This is a genomic window from Ideonella livida (assembly GCF_010499455.1).
GTDB lineage: Bacteria > Pseudomonadota > Gammaproteobacteria > Burkholderiales > Burkholderiaceae_C > Ideonella > Ideonella livida.
In genome coordinates, this window is the sequence record NZ_JAAGOH010000013.1 from 41,921 (window position 1) to 59,950 (window position 18,030).

Sequence of the window (18,030 nt, forward strand, 5' to 3'; positions counted from 1 at the left end):
GCCGTCCCGCCGCCTCACTTGGCCAGTGCCCGGAAGATGGTGTGGCCGTGGAAGAACTCGTTCTCGCTGTCCTGCACGCTGTTGCCGCTGGCGTCAAACGAGCTGCCGATCACCGACCACATGGCCTGGCATTCCGGATCGGTGCCACCGGACATGCACCCCCCCGCGCCGCCGTGCTCCTCCACCAGGTTGGACAGCGCGAACAGCGCCTTCAGGTCCACGGTGATGCGCTGCTTCTGCGGGTCGAACCCATGGAGGTGGAAGGTCCGCGTGTTATCCGACGTGCAGCTGTAGCCCCAGGACTTGGTGCTGTCCACCGCACAGCCGGTGTTGCCCAGATGGAAATAGAAGCTGTTGTTGAAGGTGCCGGTGGCGCTGCCATCGGCATTGAATTTCTTGATGCCCTGCGTGAAAGTGCCCGCAGTGGTGGCGTTCTCGGGGTTCACCTCGATCTTCACGAACTTGCGGCCGGCCTGCCAGCTCCAGGCCATGTCCTTGTTGTCCAGCGGCGCGGCAGCCACGGTGGACTCGCTGTGGTTGAGGGCCTCGGGCACGCCCAGGGTCATTTCCACACCGGCGTAGGTGCCCTGAGGCACCGTGCCGGTGACAGCCACGTGGAGCAGCTTGTCGCCCGCGCAAAAGCCGCTGCCGTCCTCCAGGTCGATCAGGGCGACGGTCTGACCAGCGCTGGTGAGCTGGAAATCGTTGGCATCCAGCGTCACCAAGACCTCCTCACCCTTGTCATTGGTGAGCTTGACGTTGGAGACATAAAAGCGCAAGTCCTGCACCTTGGCCTTGGCCCCGGTGGTGCCTAGCCCTTCCAAGGTGCTGGCGCAGCTGACCGGGGTGCCGCCCACCGTGGCGACGAATTCAATGCTCACGGCCTGGGTGGTCGGGGCCTCTTCGGTGTCGTCATCGCCGCCGCCACACGCAGTCAGCAGCGCGGAGGCGGTCAGCAGGGCGAGGAGCCCGGAGGGCAAAAGGTGGGGAATGTTGGGCAACATGGGACGAATTGGGGGTGAAACGGCCCAGCGGCGGACGGACACGCCAGGGCAACCCGGGGGCGCTACGCCAGAGGCATAGGGCGGCGCACAGGCAGCCTGGGTCCGGGCCCGGTGGGCACGGTGCAAGAGGATGGAGAAGGCCGAGCGGGACTTGACGTCACCGGGCGCGGCGAGCGCGTCAGGGCGCGACGGCGAAGCCGCCCTGGCGCCGGCACTGGCCTACGGCCAGGCGGACGCCCAGGGGTGTGTCGCGAAGAAGAAAACTCAAGCGCCCGCAGGCGGAGCGCGAGGCTGGGCCGGCGCCCAGGTGAACAGCGGGCGGGGCGCCTGCAGGAAGAGCGGCGGAACCCACCGCGCGGGAGCCAACAGTGCGGGCACCGCCACCGGCGCAGCCGGCGGGGCCGCCTGGGCCGACAGGCCGCACAGGGGACAGTGCTCCAAGTGGTTCAGTGTGGCGGCGGTGCCCGGCACGGCCTGGCCAGCCTCGTCGAGCAGCACGACCTTCATGCCCTGCGGGGTGCAGACTTCCACCAGCCGCCCCTGCCCCGCCAGCTGGTGGGCCAGCGCATGCGACAGGGTAGGCGCCACGGCCAAGCCGAAGATCGCCCACCAGGCGATCCAGCTCAGACGTTGAAGGTAACGGCGCAGCGAAGACATGGAAGCGCCGGATTCTAGGAACGCCGCCCCGGGAAGATTTCACCTTCGTTCACCGTCGGGCTGATCCAGATCAAGGTGCAGCCCAGGGGACCCGGAACCGCGCGCAGCCGGGCAATCCCCGGATAATGCCTGTATGTCCATCCAGACCGACGACTTCGCCGGTGCCCTGCCCCGCAGCCCGCGGGTGGTCAGCGCCGCCAACGCCACCCCGCAGGAGGAGGCGCTGGAGCGGGCGCTGCGGCCCAAGCTGCTGGACGAATACGTCGGCCAGGCCAAGGCGCGCGAGCAGCTGGAGATCTTCATCGGCGCGGCCCGCAAGCGCGCTGAGGCGCTGGACCATGTGCTGCTCTTCGGCCCGCCGGGCCTGGGCAAGACCACCCTGAGCCACATCATTGCCGCCGAGCTGGGCGTGAACCTGCGCCAGACCAGTGGCCCGGTACTGGAAAAGCCCAAGGACCTGGCGGCTATCCTGACCAATCTGGAGAAGAACGACGTCCTGTTCATCGACGAGATCCACCGGCTCTCGCCCATCGTCGAGGAAATCCTCTACCCGGCGCTGGAGGACTACCAGATCGACATCATGATCGGCGAGGGGCCGGCCGCGCGCAGCATCAAGCTGGACCTGCAGCCCTTCACCCTGGTGGGCGCCACCACCCGCGCCGGCATGCTGACCAACCCGCTGCGCGACCGCTTCGGCATCGTGGCGCGGCTGGAGTTCTACTCGCCCGAGGAACTGGCACGCATCGTCAAGCGCTCAGCCGGTCTACTGGGGGCGCCCATCGACCCGGCCGGGGCCATGGAAGTGGCGCGCCGCAGCCGGGGCACGCCCCGCATCGCCAACCGCCTGCTGCGCCGGGTGCGCGACTACGCCGAGGTCAAGGGCGATGGCCGCATCACCCGCAAGATCGCCGACGCGGCGCTGAAGATGCTGGATGTGGACCCGGTGGGCTTTGACCTGATGGACCGCAAGCTGCTGGAGGCGGTGGTGCTGCGCTTTGACGGGGGGCCGGTGGGCCTGGACAACGTGGCCGCCGCCATTGGCGAAGAGCCCGGCACCATCGAGGACGTGATCGAGCCCTACCTGATCCAGCAGGGCTTTCTGCAGCGCACGCCACGCGGCCGCGTGGCCACGCTGATGGCCTGGCGCCACCTGGGCGTCACCCCACCGCAGCGCGGGGGCGCCGACCTGTTCGACCCCGCCTGAAGCCGGCGCGGCCCGTCCCGCTGGGGCGATGGCCCTCAGGCGGCGTGGCCCACCCGGTCTTGAGACTCGTCGCGCGCGGCCTCATCCAGGTGGTGCACATCGGCCCACCCCACCAGCGTGAGCTGCTCGCCGGTGTGCAGCAGGCGGTTGATGCCGGTGTTGGGCAATTCCCAAGTGCGCGGCGCATCCAGGGCCTGCCCGCTGGCCGCGCGGTAAAAGCAGTCCAGCACGCCGCCATGGGCCACCAGCACCAGGGTCTGACCGGCATGCGCGGCGGCCAGACGGTGCAGGGTACTCAGGCAACGGTCAAAAAAGCCCTGCAGCGTCTCGCCCTCGGGCGGGCCGAAGTGCGGCTCGCGGCGGCGCCAGCGGGCACTGGCCTCAGGCCAGCGCTGCTCCACCTCGGCGTAGGTGTGGCCCTGCCAGGCGCCAAAGTGGCGCTCGCGCAAGCCCGGGTCCTGCGCCAGTGGCAGGCCGGTGGCGGCCGCCACGGCCTGGGCCGTTTCCCGCGCGCGGCTCAAGTCGCTGCTCACCAGCACCGTGGGGCCCTCATGCAGCAGGGCCTGGGCCGCCAGCCGGGCCTGCTGGCGGCCACGGTCATTGAGCGGAATGTCGAGCTGGCCCTGCAGGCGGGTGTCGACGTTCCAGGCGGTTTCGCCATGGCGCACGGCGATGATGCGGGTGGGTTCGGCCAGGGGCATGGGCAGGGGTTTCCAGGTCAGACGCCCCAGACGATGGGCTCGTCCTCGGCGTGGCAGCGCTTGATCATCTCCACCAGCGGCCAGGCGCGCTGGCGCAGCGAGATGGGCTCCAGGGTCGGGGCAGGCTCGGTGGCCGCCTCGTCGGGGGGGACAGGCTGCGCCGCCGCGGCACGCAGGGCCTCGTCGCGGGCAATGGCCTCAGACAGGGCCGCCAGCGCCGCCGGCATGTCGGCCACCAGCAGGATGCCGCGCGGCGCCGGCTCGCGGCCCATCAGGCCGAGCACCCGGTCGCCGGTGGGGCCCATCATGATGACGTCCCCCGCGGCCTTGCTCTTGAACTTGTAGATCATGGTCGGGCCGGAACCGGGCCGTCAGGGGCCGCCGGCGGCGCCGATTGTGCCGCGCCGTGGTGACGGCGCAGGTTCAGGACGTGGCCGCCGGCACCAGCCCCAGGCCGGGCGGCATGCGCCGGTCCTCCGCCGCGGCGGCGTGCCGCAGCCAGGGCTCGGGCCGCAGGGCGGGCGCCCACAGGTGACCCTGCGCCTGCTGGCAGCCCAGCCGGCCAAGCTGCTCGCGCTGGGCCAGCGTCTCCACGCCTTCGGCCCACAGCGGCCAACGCATATGGCGGGCCACGTCCAGCAAGGCGCCGGTCCAGCCACCGGGGGGCTGCGGACCCAGGGTGCGCACCAGCTGCGGGTCCAGCTTGACCGCGGCCAGCGGCAGGCGCCGCAGGGCGGCCAGGGGCACCTGTCCGGCGCCGTAGTCGTCCAACACCAGCCGCACGCCCAGGCGGTGCAGGGCCTGCAAACGGACCACGGCCGACTCCACGTCGCAGGCCAGTGCCGCCTCGGGCACATCCAGCGCCAGCTGATCCGGCGGCCAGCCGCTGGCCTTGAGCAGGGCGGCCAGGCGGCGCGGCAGGCCGGGGTCATCCAACGTGGGCACGCTCAGGTTGACGTTGAGCAGCAGGGGGCGTCCCCCCTGCCGCCAAGCACAGGCCTGGCGCAGGGCCTGCTCCAGCACCCAGTCGTCCAGCGCCGGCATCAGGCCGGCGCGCCGGGCCTGGGGCAAGAACAGCGCCGGGGCCAGCATGCCCTGGTCGGGATCGTGCCAGCGCAGCAGCACCTCGGCCCCGGCCACCCGCCCGGTGGGCAGGTCCACCAGGGGCTGGTAGTGCAGCAGCAGTTCACGCTCGGCGGCGGCCGAGCGCAGCAGCACCTCCAGACGCTCCAGCCGGCGCATGCCGGCGCGGACCGTGCGCACCGGCGTGGCCGGGGCCTCGCCCTCCAGCACCCAGGCCGACAGGCCGGCCCGGGCCCGATCGGCCGCGCGGGCCTGGGCCTGGCGCGCCAGCGGCCACAGCCGGTCGGCCGAGACCCCGGCCTCGGGATACAGCGCCACCCCCAGGCTGGCTGCGGGGGCATCCGCCCCCTCGGGCCCGCAGCGCGGCAGCAGGCGGGCGGCCAGCTCGCGGGCCTGGCCCGCGCCGGCCCCGGGCAACAGCACGCCCAGTTGGTCCGGGCCCAGCACCGCCACCCGGGCAGTGGGGCCGGCCTCACGCCCCACGGTGCCGCGCAGGCGGGCCAAGGTGGCCGCCCCGGCTTGCTCGCCCTGGGCATAAAGGGCCTCGGCCTCCAGCCCCAGGCAGCACACGGCCAGGTCGCTGCCCTGGGCGTCGGCTGCGTCCAGGGCGGCCTCCAGCGCCTCGCGCCAGTCCGCCTCGGACAGGCCTTCGGTCGGGTTCGGCGCGGCCAGGGTGCGCCCGGCGGCCCGCCAACCGGCGTTCGGGCGGGCCTCACGCCACACCCACACCCGTCCCTGCACCAGGCCCCGACCCCACTGCGGCTCGGTGCGGCATTCCAGCCAGCGCCCATCGCGCAGGGCAAAGCGGTCCTCGGTGCGGCCCAGCCACTGGCCCCGCAACTGGGTCAGGCGGGCCAACAGCGCCTGCGGCTGCAGGGCGGACTGCGCCATCCAGGCCCACAGCCGCCCGTCATCGGCCCGGGCGGCGGGACTGTCGTGACTGGCAAAGGGCAGCCCCCAGAGCAAGGCAAAACGGTGGTTGAGCGCCTGCACCGCCCCTTGCGCATTGGTCACCAGCAGACCGTCGGGCGTGGCCTCCAGGGTGGCGCGCAGCTCGGCCAGCGCCTGGTCGCGCTCCTGCAGCCAGCGCCGCTGCGCGGTGCGGTCCTGCAGACGCACCCACATCACGGTGCGGCCGTCTTCCAGCGTGACCGGGCGGATGTGCCGCTCCACCCAGCGCGGCTCGCCCTGGGGGCCCGGCCATTCGGTCTCGGAGCACAGCGTGGGCAGCGGCAGGTCCGCGCCGGCCAGCGCCGGCGCGGGCTGGGTCAGCTCGGCCCAAAAATGCACATCCTCCAGCCCGCCCAGCAGGTCAGCCCGCACCGCACCGCCACCGGGGCGCAGCAGGGCATGCCAGTCCTGCGCCGCGGCGTTGGACTGCAGCACCAAGCCGCTGGACGGGTCCACCAGCCAGGCCGGCTCCTCCAGCTGCGCCAGCCAGCAAGGCGCCGGGGCCGTGCGGGAGGCCTCCACCAGGGCCTGCAGGCCCGGCTCACGTGGCAGCATCAGCGCGCTCCTTGCGGGGTGGGGGCGTCGGCCGATTCGGCCAGGGCCTCGTCAGGGGCGGCCATCTCAAAGAAGTAGGCCGTGCGCTGGCGCGGCTCCAGCGCCTGACGCGCCTGGAGGCCCAGCTGCTCGGGCCGCAGGCTGCCGCGCACGCTCAGCGCCGGATGCCGGGCCAGGTCCAGCCAGAGGCCGCCGTCCGGCTGCGACAGGTCGTGCACCCGCAACTGGGGTCGCATAGGGTGGTGGCCATTGACACGCAGCACCAGGCCGGGACGGCCGTCGGAGAGCTCCACCACAGTGCCCGGCGGGTAGATGCCCAGCAGGCGCACCAGCCCTCCCATCACCGCCTCGTCATGCTGGCGGCGATGCTGCGAAAACAGGCGCGAGAGCGCCTCATGCGGGGTGAGCGCCCGGGCCAGGGAGGCCGGATTGCACAGGTTGTCGTAAGCATTGACCAGCGCCACGATGGACGCCAGGCGGTTCATCTGCGCCTGCTTGACCCCCAGCGGAAAGCCACGACCGTCGGCGGTCTCGTGGTGCTGCCCCAGCACCAGCAGTGCCCCGGGCGGCAGCGACATGCGCCGGCCCAGCTGCACACCCTGGCCCACATGGTCACGGTAGAGGGACAGCTCGGCCGCGCTGAAGTCCTCGCGCGGCCAGCGCACCCGGTCCGGCAGGTTGAGCTTGCCAATGTCGTGCAGCAGGCTGCCCAGACCCAGCTCCTGCTGCAGGTCAGGCGCCAGGCCCAGCTGGCGCCCCAGCAACAGCGAGAGCACCGCCACATTGAGCGCATGCGCCGAGGCACGGTCCCCCCGCGGCTCGGCCAGCACCCGCACACACACATCGCCCGCCGGCAGCAGCTTGTCCACCAGGCTGCGGCTGAGCGCGGCCGCCGTCTCCCGGGCCTGGTCGGGCTGCCCCAGCACCTGATCGGCGAGCAGGCGCCAAGCGCGGCAGGCCTCCTGCTGCTGGCGCTCGCACAGGCGGGCGCGCGCCTGTTCCTCGGCCCATGGGTCGGGGGCCACATCGGGCGCCACCGCCCCTGCTCCCGGCGCCGACGCCGCCGCAGCCGCAGCCGCCGACTCGGTGGCGTCCGGCATCGCAGCCTCGCCAGCTGCCCCGGGCGACGGCGCGGCCTGATCCCCGGCCGCCCCACCAGCGCCAGCCGCCGCCCCACCCGCCGGCCACGGCCCGCCATCGGGCAGCACGCTGCGCTCCGGCGACCAGCGCACCCGCTTCAGGCCCAGATGGCGGATGACCGCAATCTGCTCAGGCTGTGTCAGCCGAAAGCTCGACAGCGGAAACGGGTGCGCCATCCACCCCAAGTCCAGGTGCACGAACATGCCCACCCGCAACGCGGAGACATCGATGTGGGGAAGGTCGTGGTCTGCGGGCACGGCGAGGTTCCTGGCGTGGTGGGGGGACTCCAGCGTTGTCGGAGCTTGCCGGGCAAACCTGAGAGCTGAGCGCTGCGGTATCGTCGTTGCGCAGGGCGACGCGTCACCCACGGCGAAGGTCCACAGCGCGATTCGTGGGGCTCCAGTCGTCGCGGTCCGCAATCGGGCGGACTCATGCAGCAAAATCACGGCGTGATCGATACCGGCGTGTCCCTGCTGCACTAGCAAAGAAACTGTGTTTGGCCAACGACTCAGATCCTCGACCGGGAGCGCCGGCTCACCATGTCCTCTCACTGCCCTAAGACAGAACCGCCGCAGCGTATTTAAAGCAAGTGCCGTGCGAGCGCCTTACTTGTCACCCGCGCAGACAGTCACATTCTTGGATACTGAAACCAACCGCAACAGGACCTTCAAAGATCATCCTCACCGGCAGCAAAAATGAACATCAAGCAACTCACCGAAGAAATCTCCTCAAAGCATCCTTCAATCAAGAAGAGCGAAGTGCGGGAGATCATTTACGCCACATTCTCGGCCATTGCGAACGAGGTTGAACGCGCGTCGACCGGGAAATTGAGGACTCCAGCAGGAGACTTTGTGTCAATTAAGCGCGACCAGGCCGTCACGGGTGGCGGGAAAAGCCGGCGCATCAACTTCTATCCCAAGACCAACCGCACTTCGCCCGCGCCCGCGCCCGCGCCCGACCAGGGCGAAGACGAAAACAGCTAAGAACCCAACACGGCTAGACCCCAAGGGCGCCTGACACCGCACCAAGATGAGCTCAACCCCGCTTTCCAGCGACAAGCACTACATCCTGCACATCGGGCGCCACAAGAGTGGCACCTCGGCACTGCAACATTTTTTGCACTCTAATTCGGAAAAGCTCGCCCAAGCCGGTTATGCCTATCCGAAAACAGGGCGTGGCAAGAAGGTGGCCCACCACCAATTGGCGGGCGCACTCAAAGGTCGCAGCACTGGAAAGGAAGCCACCCATTGGGATCAGGTCATCGCCGACCTCAAGGCAGGAATTTCCCTTGAGGCTTCAGAAGCCTCCATTCATTCGGTCATTATAAGTTCCGAGGCGCTGCAGGACGTACCCCCCACAATCCTTGCATCCGTATTTCCAACCGAAAACACGACCGTGATCGTCTACCTGCGGGAGCAGGTCGAATACTTGATCACCACTTACCAACAGCGGGTTCACGCCACTGGACTCAGCCTGTCACTTGAACAATTCGCTAGTCAGGCCAAAGTAGCCAACTACGCTCGATACCTGGAGAGGCTTGAATCGACGTTCGGGAAAGCCAATCTGCGCGTAGGAATCTACGACCGCGACCAACTCAAAGATAGAGATATGGTCAGCGATTTCCTTTCCAAGGCAGAAATACGGGAAATACCACTCAATTCCACAATTGAAGCAAACTCATCCATCGGCGGCGAGCTTCTCGAATTGAAACGGGTCAGCAACATTCTTCGCGGAGGCATCCCTGCCCACAAGAAAGAATATGTTGCATTCAACGCCGCAGCTCAGACTCGAAAAAATTTTTCGGGGCGAGTGCCGATGCCCGCCGACCTTGCGCAAAAGTGGAGAGAACAGGCCGCAAACTCAAACCAGCGGTTGGCAAAAGAGTGGTTCGATCGCGACCAGGCCTTCAGATTTCGCGTCGCTCTGCCTGGAGAGTTTTTCCCCCCGCTACAGGAAGAACTTCTTCTTGAGGCAATGCACAAAGTCACGAGCCGGGTTCCAGAGTGGGGGGCACAATTTGTGGAACGACTGGCAGCACACCACACGTGGGTTTCATCAAAAAACCAGACTATTGCAAATGGTCTCATCACGGGAGACTTGTCTGTTGACGAAAAGCACTGGTTGATGACTGGAATCAGGTCTGCCCCCGAAAGGCTTTCGCCCACTTGGCAGTGGAACTTTCCCTGGTCCCCCACCTGAATAGATTGGGCTTCATGATTCACTTTTCCATCCAACACCACGGCGACAACTGGGAGCACCTGTACTGGCTCGCCAAATCACTTGCCAGCGCGCAAGGCTCAATCGACGTGGCGCTGGACGGTTCTGGCGAGCTGGCAACCCAGCTCGGGGCTCGACTCGCGGGGCCAAGCGTGACAGTGCGCCAAAGTCTGCCCGTGGTGTGGGCCGGCCCCAGCGTGGTCATGCAAATGCGCGAAGCAATGGCCCATTCGGTGGGAGTGCCAGGCTGGGAGTGGTTCATCAACCTGAGCGGCAGCTGCATCCCACTGGTAGATCCATATCAAATGGCGCAGCGCCTACGGGCTTTGCAGTCGCGAACGGGAAAGCACAGTTTTGTGTTCAGCTTTCAGGTCAAGCGGGCGCCGGTCTGGGTTCCTTATGCCGGCCCGGGCAGCGGGAAAGTCGCCAAGCTGTTCCGGGTGCCCTACGTGGGAGACTTAGCGGTGGAGCGGCTGGTAGAGGCAGGCCGCTTCAACCCAGTCGCGGAAATCGAAATGCGCCGCTCCCTCTGGTGCGCGGAGTTGGCCACTGCCACCGGCAAACAACTGCTGCTGCGTGGATTGATGCCACCGGAGTTACAGGACCGGCAGGCCTTTTGGCGGCAGTATCCGTACACCTTGGGCCGGCAGTGGGTGGTACTGCATCGCAAGGTGGTGGAGTGGCTGGTGAGTTCCCCACAGGTGAGCCAAGTCGCAACCTTGTTGGGACAGACGTTTCTGCCAGACGAGACGTTCTTTCAAACTTGTTTGGCCAGCGCTCCTCCTGACCTGAAGGAGGGCATTGACATGAAGAACAATCTTCGAACCAAGATGGGCACGCCCGGCCGAATTACAGCGGAAAGTCTGGCTCACCTGGCCATAGGAGACGCCCTATTCAGCCGCAAAGCATCCGGACCCCTACCTGCCTTGCACCGCGCGGCAGAGACGCTTTGGCAGCGTCCTTGACCCCATTGCGCCCATCCCCCCCACATTCCCCCTTCACTTTTTGAACTGGCGTTCACCGTGAATCTTCCCCTCAGTCTGACCCAGCCATTTGACGAACTTGCATCGCGCCTGAAAGCCATGGCCGGTGACGATCCAATCTATTACTTTCCGAATCCCGGAAACTGGGGCGACGGGCTGATCCGTGCGGGTGCACTGTCCTTCTTTGATCAATACGGCATCAAGGTGGAGGAGCATTTCACCCGCCGGGAGTTCATGGTCAAGCCCAAGAAGGGCCTGATGATCTACGGCGGAAGCGGGGCATGGTGCACGTACTGGAATCATGCCGTGGAGCATGTCAAGGCACTACAGACCAAACACCGCGTCGTGGTTCTGCCATCCACCTTCGAAAGCACATATGAGGTTCCCGGCGTGGTCTTTCATGTCCGCGACCGTTTTGAAAGTCAGCAATTCATGCCGGAAGCTCATTTCTGCCACGACATGGCATTTGCATTGGCAGGCCGTGTCGGGCCGATGATCGAAGGAAAGGGCGACGGCTATTTCTTTCGCAATGACAAGGAGCGGAGCCAAGCGCGTGGCCCGTTGCCCGTCGGAAATTTGGACCTTAGCAACAAGGGGAAACATGACACCGATGTGGCACCGTTCTTTGAACACCTGAGCCGGTACGCGGTGGTGCACACGGACCGGCTACACGTAGCCATCGGCGCCGCGATGCTGGGAAAGTCGGTTCACCTTTATCCCAGCGCTTATTTCAAGATCCGGGCCATCTTCAAATCCAGCGTGGAGCCCCATTTTGAGAATGTGACGCTGCACGACTCGCTGGTGAAACTGCCCTCTGGGCGCTGAAGGCTCCTCGTCGTTTCGTGTGGAACGCAACACTGAGAATGCCCACCGGTGGCCCCCCCCTGTTGAGGGGCGTTGAGACAGGACCGAGTCGATGAGCGTTGGAGTCGAAGCGCTGTTCACCAGCGCACTGGGATTGCAGTTGCCCTGGGTGGTCGAGGACGTCAAGCTCGACACCGCCAAACGGCGCATCGACTTCGAGATCGGCTGCCAGGGCGTGTCCCTGTCCTGCCCGGCCTGCGGGGCTGCAGCCCAGCCCGTTCATGACCGGCTGCGCCGCTCGTGGCGGCACCTGGACTTCTTCCAGTTCGAGGCCTGGCTGCATTGCGATGTGCCGCGCGTGGCCTGCGGTGGCTGCGGCAAGACCACGCAGATGTCGGTGCCCTGGGCACGGCCGGGCTCGGGCTTCACCGCCGCCTTCGAGGCCCTGGCGCTCACGCTGTGCCGTGACCTGCCGGTGCGCCAGGCTGCGGCGTTGCTGCGCTGCGGGGACAAGCAACTGTGGCGGCGCATCGAGCATTACGTCGGGCAGGCTCGGGCGCTGGAGCGCCTGGACGGCGTGAGCGTAGTGGGCATCGACGAGACCAGCCTGCGCCGCGGTCAGCACTACATCACCGTGGTGCACGATCTGGTGGCCAAGCGGCTGCTGTTCGCCACCGAAGGCCGCAGCCACCAGACGGTGCTGGACTTCGTGGCCGATCTCCGGGCCCACGGCGGAGACCCAGCGCAGGTGCGGCATGTGTGCATGGACATGAGCGCGGCCTACGCGCTGGGCGTGACCAAGGCGCTGCCGCAGGCGCAGATCAGCTACGACCGCTTCCACGTCGTGGCCATGGCGATGGAGGCCATGGACCAGGTGCGCCGCCAGGAGATGGCCGACGACCCCACGCAGGTGCGGCAAGCCCTGGGCGGGCGAACGCCACAGGCGCTGCGCCAGCTGATGTGGGGCATGCGGCGCAACCCGGCCACCTGGAGCCGCAAGCAGATCGACACCATGCACTGGCTGCAGCGCTCCGGGCTCAAGAGCGCACGGGCTTGGCGGCTGAAGATGGCACTGCGCGAGGTCTATGCCCAGGCCCGGACGCACAACGACCCTGAACAGGCCGACCAGGACCTGAAGGCTTGGCTGGGCTGGGCCCGGCGCTGCCGACTGGAGCCCTTCAAGAAGCTGGCGTCCACGCTCGCCGAGCGCCAGGACGCTGTCGTGCGCGGCATGGTGGATCACCGCAGCAACGCCTTCGTCGAGGCCATGAACGGGCCGCTACAGCAGGCCAAGCGCGCGGCCCGGAGCTTCAGAACCAGCACCAATTTCATCGCCATCGCCTACCTGCGCATGGCCAAGCTCAAGCACCTGCCGGCCAGCCCGTTTGCATTGGCACAGGCGCAGTGACGGGGACGCTTTCCACACGGAATGGCATGGAGCCATCTCACACTCGCACTTGTTCCTCAAAATGATCAGGAATCATCCGGGACCTGACATCTAGGGCCCAGGGTGGAAAGATATCGTGAGATCGACCCAATGAACAATTTTCAAGCCAAACCGCACACGGCCCTACTTAACGCCAGATATTTTCGAAAGATTAGAAATATCGGCGATCAGATCACACCACTGATTGCAGGTGCAGTGAGTGGGTTGAATATTAGATTTTGTGGCAATCAAGAGGCACACCTCTTGAGCCTTGGCAGCATCGCGGCCAGCGCGAACAATGCTTCTGTGATGTGGGGCACCGGCGTCATGGGGCCAGAGTTTTCACTGCCAGCGACAAAACCTTTTCATATATCAGCCCTGCGCGGAAAGAGCTCAGCAGCCCATTTGCGCGCACAAGGATGGTTGGACAGGGATGTACCACTCGGAGACCCTGGAATCCTGGTCTCAGACATGGAAAACGTCTTGTTTGAAAGACGGCCAACCCAGACCGGAAAGATCGGATTTGTACCCCACTACTCTGACAGGTCGCACCCTGCCGCCAAGGAGTTCCTGAAGAAGGATGGCGTCACCCTGTTGGATGTTCACAGTTCTCCTGAAAAATTCCTTACCGAGATGAGCGAGTGTGAGGCGATTGTATCTTCAAGCCTACACGGCCTAATTTTTGCGGATGCGTTAGGCATAAAGAGCACTTGGGTCACCATTGCCAACAAAATCGGCGGGGGCGAGTTCAAGTTCCTTGACTACTACTCAACAACCCAGGACGGCAAGACCTCCCCGACAAGCCTGACCGAAAATTCCTCACTAGCCGAGATACTCGGAGCCGGCTTTGTTTCATCAAGTGCCCACCTGAAGCACGACCTGAGAGGCGCTTTCCCGATTGAAGCACTTCAATCCAGCGGTGCCGTGACGGAAATGCCAGAGGGATACGTCGCACTAGAAAAATGCCGAAGCGTCATTTTCGAGTCATTTCAATTGACTCCGGAAGAATTGAGCCGACTGTCAAGCCATAGCAGCACGGCACATGGGGTATTTTCTGCGGCTTTCCGTAGGATCAAGAGCCACTTTTCCACCTGGAGTGAGCCAGCAAAGTTCTCGCTCTTCAGCGAAAAATTTGACCTTTCAGCCAGCGAGAGCAAATTCCTATCTTCGGTGATGAACTTGCTCGACAAATCCCCCGCGTATGACATCTACGCCATAGACTTTTCAGACAACCAAAAAGTGTCTCCGGTGGAGCCAATTACTGGAGAGAAACTCACAGAATGGGCCAGCCTCAGGCAACGATTTGCGATCTGCGGCAGGACTGCGTCGCTTGGTCGCCAGACAAAGATTGGCACATTCAAAAATGAGACATGCATAGGCCACCAAGCAAACGCGATATGAGCCGGCATTTCAAAATCCCCAAGATCGAATAAATTAAAACTCCTACACTTCAGCATCTGCACGCCGAAATCACGCGTACGCAGGTGCCCATCTGAAATTCAGAGAGGCGTTAAGTGAGCGACAACCAAAAAGAGATGGAGATCAACCGTCAGGCAGAAAATTTCGCCAAAGACGACGTCTCGCATCAAGAATACAAGTGCTTTGAAGACTCCCTATCTGCTGTCGGACCAAGAAATCTTATCGACCCATCGAAACACGCCAACTTGCAAGAAATTCTCATAAAAAAGGTGAGCGCAGCAGAACCTTTCTCACTCATCCGGCTCGGCGACGGAGAGGGAAATGTCTTGTTTTGGTCCAAACGGCAGCACGACTATCCTGCACTGGCGAGTCTCGGCATGGAAAGAATATTGGGCCTAATGTTTGGTCGGCTGGCGCCAAAAATCAACTCTTGGGATGAATTCGCAGCACCAATTGTCGCAGCAGCTCGCGAAGCAACTTTTGTGGGCATCCCCAACAAAAAGCAGTTCACCACTGCGGTAGATCTGCTTTCAAAGGCATCAACCGAAAAAGTGGATGTGCGCGGCATGACGGGGGTGGCAGGCGTCTGGGATGCTGTTTCAGCCTTCGGCCAAGAATGGATTGACGATGAAAACCGCCATTTTGTGAACCGGTACGCCCACAAATTCCTGGCCCAATGGATCGACAGCGTTGTCAAGCAATGCCAGCGACTCAACGTGATCACCTGCTACCCCGACCTTCTTGCCCGCATGGCAAATTCTTGGGGCGTCAAGGAGGGCCGCTCCCATCTGATACCAAATCAGGCACTTAATGTGGGCTGGAAACTGACTGAAATCCACTATCCCGATAGGTACTTTTCAATATCTGAAGAATTGGAGTCAACTGACCTGAGGGGCGAACTCTATCTAGTGGGCGCAGGCCTCCTCGGGAAGGCCTACTGCAGGACCATTGAAAAGCAGGGCGGCATGGCAATTGACGTGGGAAGCTTAATGGATGTTTGGCAAGGCATTGGTGTCAGAAAATATCAAACTGAGGAATTCGTCGAGAAATATCGCCTCTGAATTGATCTTTGAGGATTAGAGCCGCAAGGTGCCCAACAACTCCGCCGCCCTGCGTGATTTTCTTGAAAATGAGCACTGGACGGCTTGAGATCCAGGAAATTGTCCAGAGGGATTTGTAGACGGTTTCCTCGGGCACCATGATCCCCACGTGATTTGCCGACGATACCGTCTACCGGGCACTCAGAAGGGCATTCCCCCGGGTCCTACAATCCGCCGGATGACCTCTGCCGCCCGCCCCTTCACCCGCGCCCAGTCCCTCCCCGCCCTGCTCGCCCAGCGCATCGTCATCATTGATGGGGCGATGGGCACCATGATCCAGCGCTACAAGCTGGGTGAGGCGGACTTCCGGCATGCGGGGCTGGCGGACCACCCGGTGGACCTGAAGGGGGATAACGACCTGCTGGTGCTGACCCGACCGGACGTGATCACCGAGATCCACGAGCAGTACCTGGCCGCGGGGGCCGACCTGATCGAGACCAACACCTTTGGTGCTACCTCCATCGCCCAGGACGACTACCACCTGGGCCACTTGGCCCGTGAGATGAACGTGGCGGCGGCGCGACTGGCCCGCGCGGCCTGCGACAAGTTCAGCACGCCGGACAAGCCGCGCTTTGTGGCCGGTGCCATTGGCCCCACGCCGCGCACCGCCAGCATCAGCCCGGATGTGAACGACCCGGGTGCACGCAACGTGAGTTTTGACCAGCTCAAGGATGCCTACAAGGAACAGGCCCAGGCGCTGATGGAAGGTGGCTGCGACTTGTTCCTGGTGGAGACGATCTTTGACACGCTCAATGCCAAGGCGGCCATCTTTGCCCTGGACGAGCTGATGGAGGAGACGGGCGAGCGGCTGCCGGTGATCATCTCCGGCACGGTGACCGATGCGTCGGGCCGCATCCTCTCCGGGCAGACGGTGGGGGCGTTCTGGCATTCGGTGCGCCACGCCCGGCCGCTGGCCGTGGGCCTGAACTGCGCCCTGGGCGCCACGCTGATGCGGCCCTACATCGAGGAGCTGAGCCGGGTGGCCGGGGATACGTTCATCAGCTGCTACCCCAACGCCGGCCTGCCCAACCCGATGAGCGACACCGGCTTTGACGAGACGCCGGAGGTGACCAGCCGCCTGGTGGCGGAGTTTGCGGCCTCAGGCTTCGTCAACATCGTGGGCGGCTGCTGCGGCACCACGCCGGACCATATCCGCGCCATTGCTGAGGGCGTGAGCCGCTACCAGCCGCGCTGCGTGCACGGCCCCTCCTTCAGCGGCCTGCTGGCCCGCGACCAGGCGCTGGAAGACGCTTCGGCCTGAGGCTTCGGTCGTTTCAGGCCATGCGAAAGAGTTGGTCCAGGTGGGGGCGCATGCGCACCTCGCTGGAGGGCAGGGCCTCGGCCACCTCGTGACGGGGCGGCACGGTGATGCGCAGCGCGGGCACGGCCAGCGGCAGGCCCTCGCGGTTGAGCAGGGCCGCCACCTGCTGCGGGGCCTTAGGGCCTGCCTGGCGCTTGAGGACCAGGGCGGTCTCGCCGCTGGCCAGCCGCACCCAGGTGCCGGGCGGATAGAGCCCCAGCGCCCCCAGCAGGGCCAGCCCGGCCTCGTCGGCGCTGCCGCCTTCTGAAAAGAAGGCTTGCTGGGCGGCCACCCGGGCAGACAGTGCGGGGCGTCCGCGCCGGATGCTCATGCGCACCGCGTAGCGGTCGGCGCGCTGGATCAGGGCGCCCAGGCGGGCAGCGGGGGTACGCTCTTCGACCGGTCCCTGGGGCTGGTCGTGGTGCAGCCGCACCGCCTCCAGCCAAAGGGGATCGGTGACGCCGGCGGCCTGCAGCAGCTGCATGCCGAGCTGGGCATGGGCGCGCACCTGCACTTGCTGCGGGGCCGACAGGGGCCTCACCTCACGGGCCAGCTGGTTCTGCAGGGCGTGCATGCCGATGTTCATGGTCAGGGCGGCCTTGAGCAGCGGCGTCTCCCAGGATGGGTCCCAGCGGGGCAGACGGGGCCCGGCCAGGTCGCACAGCAGCATGACCAGCAGGGCGTGGTGGGTGGCGTAGTCCTCAAAGCTGGTGCCCGCTTCGTAGAAGGTGCGGGCCAGCAGTTCGTCGGGGCGGCGGCGGAACTGTTGCAGCAGTTCGGCCAGCAGCTCGTCCAGTCGGGGCTGCCAGTCAGGCAGGCTGGTGTCGGCCAGCAGGATGCGGGCGCGGGCCTGCAGGTCGGGCCAGGTGGGTTCGGGGTCTCCGGGGCGACGGGCGCCGCTGTCGGCCGAGTAGGTGGGCTTGAGCGCCGCCAGGTGGGCCAGGGTGGTGTCGTCGCGGTGCAGCTTCTGGGTGACTTCGCGCTGCAGCAGGCGTTGCGCACGCTCAAGTTCACCGGCCTCGACAAACAGGGCGTGGGCCTGCAGGTGCTCCAGATGCCGGGCTTCCTGCAGCCGGGCGCCACGGGCCACGAGGACCGCGCCGTGTTGGTCACGCAGGGTGAAGGGGAGTGGACGACCGGCTTCCACGTCGTCGGCCGGGACGGGGATCAGCTTCATGGTGGGTCTGGCGGACTGGGCGACGGCCGGGGCGCGGCCGGGTGGGTCGCACATCACGCGGGCAGGCGCTGCGGGTAAGGCAGTGTGGCGGCGCTGAAGTCTTGGCCATGCGTGGAAAAGCAGCCCCCTGCCGTCCCATAAAATGCGCTCAGCCCCGTCGAGGAGCGTTGCGACAGCCGCGGCCCATGCCGCCGGTTGCCAGGCTCGACAGGGCGGCGTCGTCGCGTGCGGCGCGCCTCAACGGCGCTCACCCCGGCCGAGGACCGGCCGCCCCGGGTGAGCCCTCAAGCGCGGTGCGTATGGTCTGTG

Annotated in this window: 16 protein-coding genes and 1 riboswitch; of the genes, 9 read left to right on the plus strand and 7 right to left on the minus strand. The window is 65.6% G+C overall.

Annotated elements, in window-relative coordinates; all coding sequences use genetic code 11:
• Positions 1-14: 14 nt before the first annotated feature.
• Positions 15-1,004, minus strand: coding sequence for an MbnP family copper-binding protein (locus tag G3A44_RS12090; RefSeq protein WP_163457781.1), 990 nt, complete (start codon positions 1,002-1,004; stop codon positions 15-17).
• Between the two features lie 264 nt (positions 1,005-1,268).
• Entirely contained in the window at positions 1,269-1,661 is a 393-nt protein-coding gene (locus G3A44_RS12095) for a DUF2946 domain-containing protein (protein ID WP_163457782.1), read from the minus strand.
• A 133-nt stretch (positions 1,662-1,794) separates the two neighbouring features.
• On the opposite strand from G3A44_RS12095, the gene ruvB reads away from it, so the two are divergent.
• Entirely contained in the window at positions 1,795-2,865 is a 1,071-nt protein-coding gene (gene ruvB / locus G3A44_RS12100) for a Holliday junction branch migration DNA helicase RuvB (RefSeq protein ID WP_163457783.1), read from the plus strand.
• A 35-nt stretch (positions 2,866-2,900) separates the two neighbouring features.
• Here ruvB and G3A44_RS12105 read toward each other — a convergent pair whose 3' ends face one another.
• From G3A44_RS12105 to G3A44_RS12120, 4 genes are all read right to left on the minus strand, one after another.
• Entirely contained in the window at positions 2,901-3,566 is a 666-nt protein-coding gene (locus G3A44_RS12105; RefSeq protein ID WP_203561390.1) for a histidine phosphatase family protein, read from the minus strand.
• 17 nt (positions 3,567-3,583) lie between these two features.
• Entirely contained in the window at positions 3,584-3,916 is a 333-nt protein-coding gene (locus G3A44_RS12110) for a DUF1840 domain-containing protein (RefSeq protein WP_163457784.1), read from the minus strand.
• Positions 3,917-3,989: 73 nt separating this feature from the next.
• The gene (locus G3A44_RS12115) at positions 3,990-6,155 is read right to left on the minus strand and encodes a GGDEF domain-containing phosphodiesterase (RefSeq protein ID WP_163457785.1); all 2,166 of its coding nucleotides are present in this window, start codon (positions 6,153-6,155) and stop codon (positions 3,990-3,992) included.
• Positions 6,155-7,552: a cyclic di-GMP phosphodiesterase gene (locus tag G3A44_RS12120; protein WP_310734366.1), complete on the minus strand. Its 1,398-nt coding sequence runs from the start codon at positions 7,550-7,552 to the stop codon at positions 6,155-6,157. Before G3A44_RS12120 ends, G3A44_RS12115 begins: the two co-directional genes overlap by 1 nt.
• A gap of 438 nt (positions 7,553-7,990) precedes the next feature.
• On the opposite strand from G3A44_RS12120, the gene G3A44_RS12125 reads away from it, so the two are divergent.
• From G3A44_RS12125 to G3A44_RS12160, 8 genes are all read left to right on the plus strand, one after another.
• Positions 7,991-8,278 carry a hypothetical protein gene (locus G3A44_RS12125; protein WP_163457786.1) on the plus strand — a complete coding sequence of 96 codons (288 nt, stop codon included), beginning with the start codon at positions 7,991-7,993 and terminating at the stop codon, positions 8,276-8,278.
• Positions 8,279-8,324: 46 nt separating this feature from the next.
• The gene (locus tag G3A44_RS12130) at positions 8,325-9,494 is read left to right on the plus strand and encodes a hypothetical protein (protein ID WP_163457787.1); all 1,170 of its coding nucleotides are present in this window, start codon (positions 8,325-8,327) and stop codon (positions 9,492-9,494) included.
• Positions 9,495-9,508: 14 nt separating this feature from the next.
• Complete coding sequence (locus G3A44_RS12135) at positions 9,509-10,477, plus strand: beta-1,6-N-acetylglucosaminyltransferase (protein WP_163457788.1); 969 nt, start codon at positions 9,509-9,511, stop codon at positions 10,475-10,477.
• 57 nt (positions 10,478-10,534) lie between these two features.
• Positions 10,535-11,320, plus strand: a complete 786-nt coding sequence (locus tag G3A44_RS12140) for a hypothetical protein (RefSeq protein WP_163457789.1) — start codon at positions 10,535-10,537, stop codon at positions 11,318-11,320.
• Positions 11,321-11,411: 91 nt separating this feature from the next.
• Positions 11,412-12,707, plus strand: a complete 1,296-nt coding sequence (locus tag G3A44_RS12145) for an ISL3 family transposase (RefSeq protein ID WP_163457790.1) — start codon at positions 11,412-11,414, stop codon at positions 12,705-12,707.
• 129 nt (positions 12,708-12,836) lie between these two features.
• Complete coding sequence (locus tag G3A44_RS12150; protein WP_163457791.1) at positions 12,837-14,126, plus strand: polysaccharide pyruvyl transferase family protein; 1,290 nt, start codon at positions 12,837-12,839, stop codon at positions 14,124-14,126.
• Between the two features lie 113 nt (positions 14,127-14,239).
• Positions 14,240-15,205: a hypothetical protein gene (locus G3A44_RS12155; protein ID WP_163457792.1), complete on the plus strand. Its 966-nt coding sequence runs from the start codon at positions 14,240-14,242 to the stop codon at positions 15,203-15,205.
• Between the two features lie 217 nt (positions 15,206-15,422).
• Entirely contained in the window at positions 15,423-16,505 is a 1,083-nt protein-coding gene (locus tag G3A44_RS12160; protein ID WP_163457793.1) for a homocysteine S-methyltransferase family protein, read from the plus strand.
• A 13-nt stretch (positions 16,506-16,518) separates the two neighbouring features.
• Here the strand turns inward: G3A44_RS12160 and G3A44_RS12165 are convergent, their stop codons facing one another.
• On the minus strand, positions 16,519-17,721 hold the full coding sequence (locus G3A44_RS12165) for an HD-GYP domain-containing protein (protein WP_163457794.1): 1,203 nt from the start codon (positions 17,719-17,721) through the stop codon (positions 16,519-16,521).
• Between the two features lie 153 nt (positions 17,722-17,874).
• Positions 17,875-17,977: riboswitch (S-adenosyl-L-homocysteine riboswitch) on the plus strand.
• The last annotated feature ends 53 nt before the right edge of the window (positions 17,978-18,030 follow it).

Bases quoted from the DNA above. Each gene is read 5' to 3' on its own strand.
- G3A44_RS12090 (WP_163457781.1), bottom strand. From the start codon at position 1,004: ATGTTGCCCAACATTCCCCACCTTTTGCCCTCCGGGCTCCTCGCCCTG.
- G3A44_RS12095 (WP_163457782.1), bottom strand. From the start codon at position 1,661: ATGTCTTCGCTGCGCCGTTACCTTCAACGTCTGAGCTGGATCGCCTGG.
- ruvB (WP_163457783.1), top strand. From the start codon at position 1,795: ATGTCCATCCAGACCGACGACTTCGCCGGTGCCCTGCCCCGCAGCCCG.
- G3A44_RS12105 (WP_203561390.1), bottom strand. From the start codon at position 3,566: ATGCCCCTGGCCGAACCCACCCGCATCATCGCCGTGCGCCATGGCGAA.
- G3A44_RS12110 (WP_163457784.1), bottom strand. From the start codon at position 3,916: ATGATCTACAAGTTCAAGAGCAAGGCCGCGGGGGACGTCATCATGATG.
- G3A44_RS12115 (WP_163457785.1), bottom strand. From the start codon at position 6,155: ATGCTGCCACGTGAGCCGGGCCTGCAGGCCCTGGTGGAGGCCTCCCGC.
- G3A44_RS12125 (WP_163457786.1), top strand. From the start codon at position 7,991: ATGAACATCAAGCAACTCACCGAAGAAATCTCCTCAAAGCATCCTTCA.
- G3A44_RS12130 (WP_163457787.1), top strand. From the start codon at position 8,325: ATGAGCTCAACCCCGCTTTCCAGCGACAAGCACTACATCCTGCACATC.
- G3A44_RS12135 (WP_163457788.1), top strand. From the start codon at position 9,509: ATGATTCACTTTTCCATCCAACACCACGGCGACAACTGGGAGCACCTG.
- G3A44_RS12145 (WP_163457790.1), top strand. From the start codon at position 11,412: ATGAGCGTTGGAGTCGAAGCGCTGTTCACCAGCGCACTGGGATTGCAG.
- G3A44_RS12150 (WP_163457791.1), top strand. From the start codon at position 12,837: ATGAACAATTTTCAAGCCAAACCGCACACGGCCCTACTTAACGCCAGA.
- G3A44_RS12160 (WP_163457793.1), top strand. From the start codon at position 15,423: ATGACCTCTGCCGCCCGCCCCTTCACCCGCGCCCAGTCCCTCCCCGCC.
- G3A44_RS12165 (WP_163457794.1), bottom strand. From the start codon at position 17,721: ATGAAGCTGATCCCCGTCCCGGCCGACGACGTGGAAGCCGGTCGTCCA.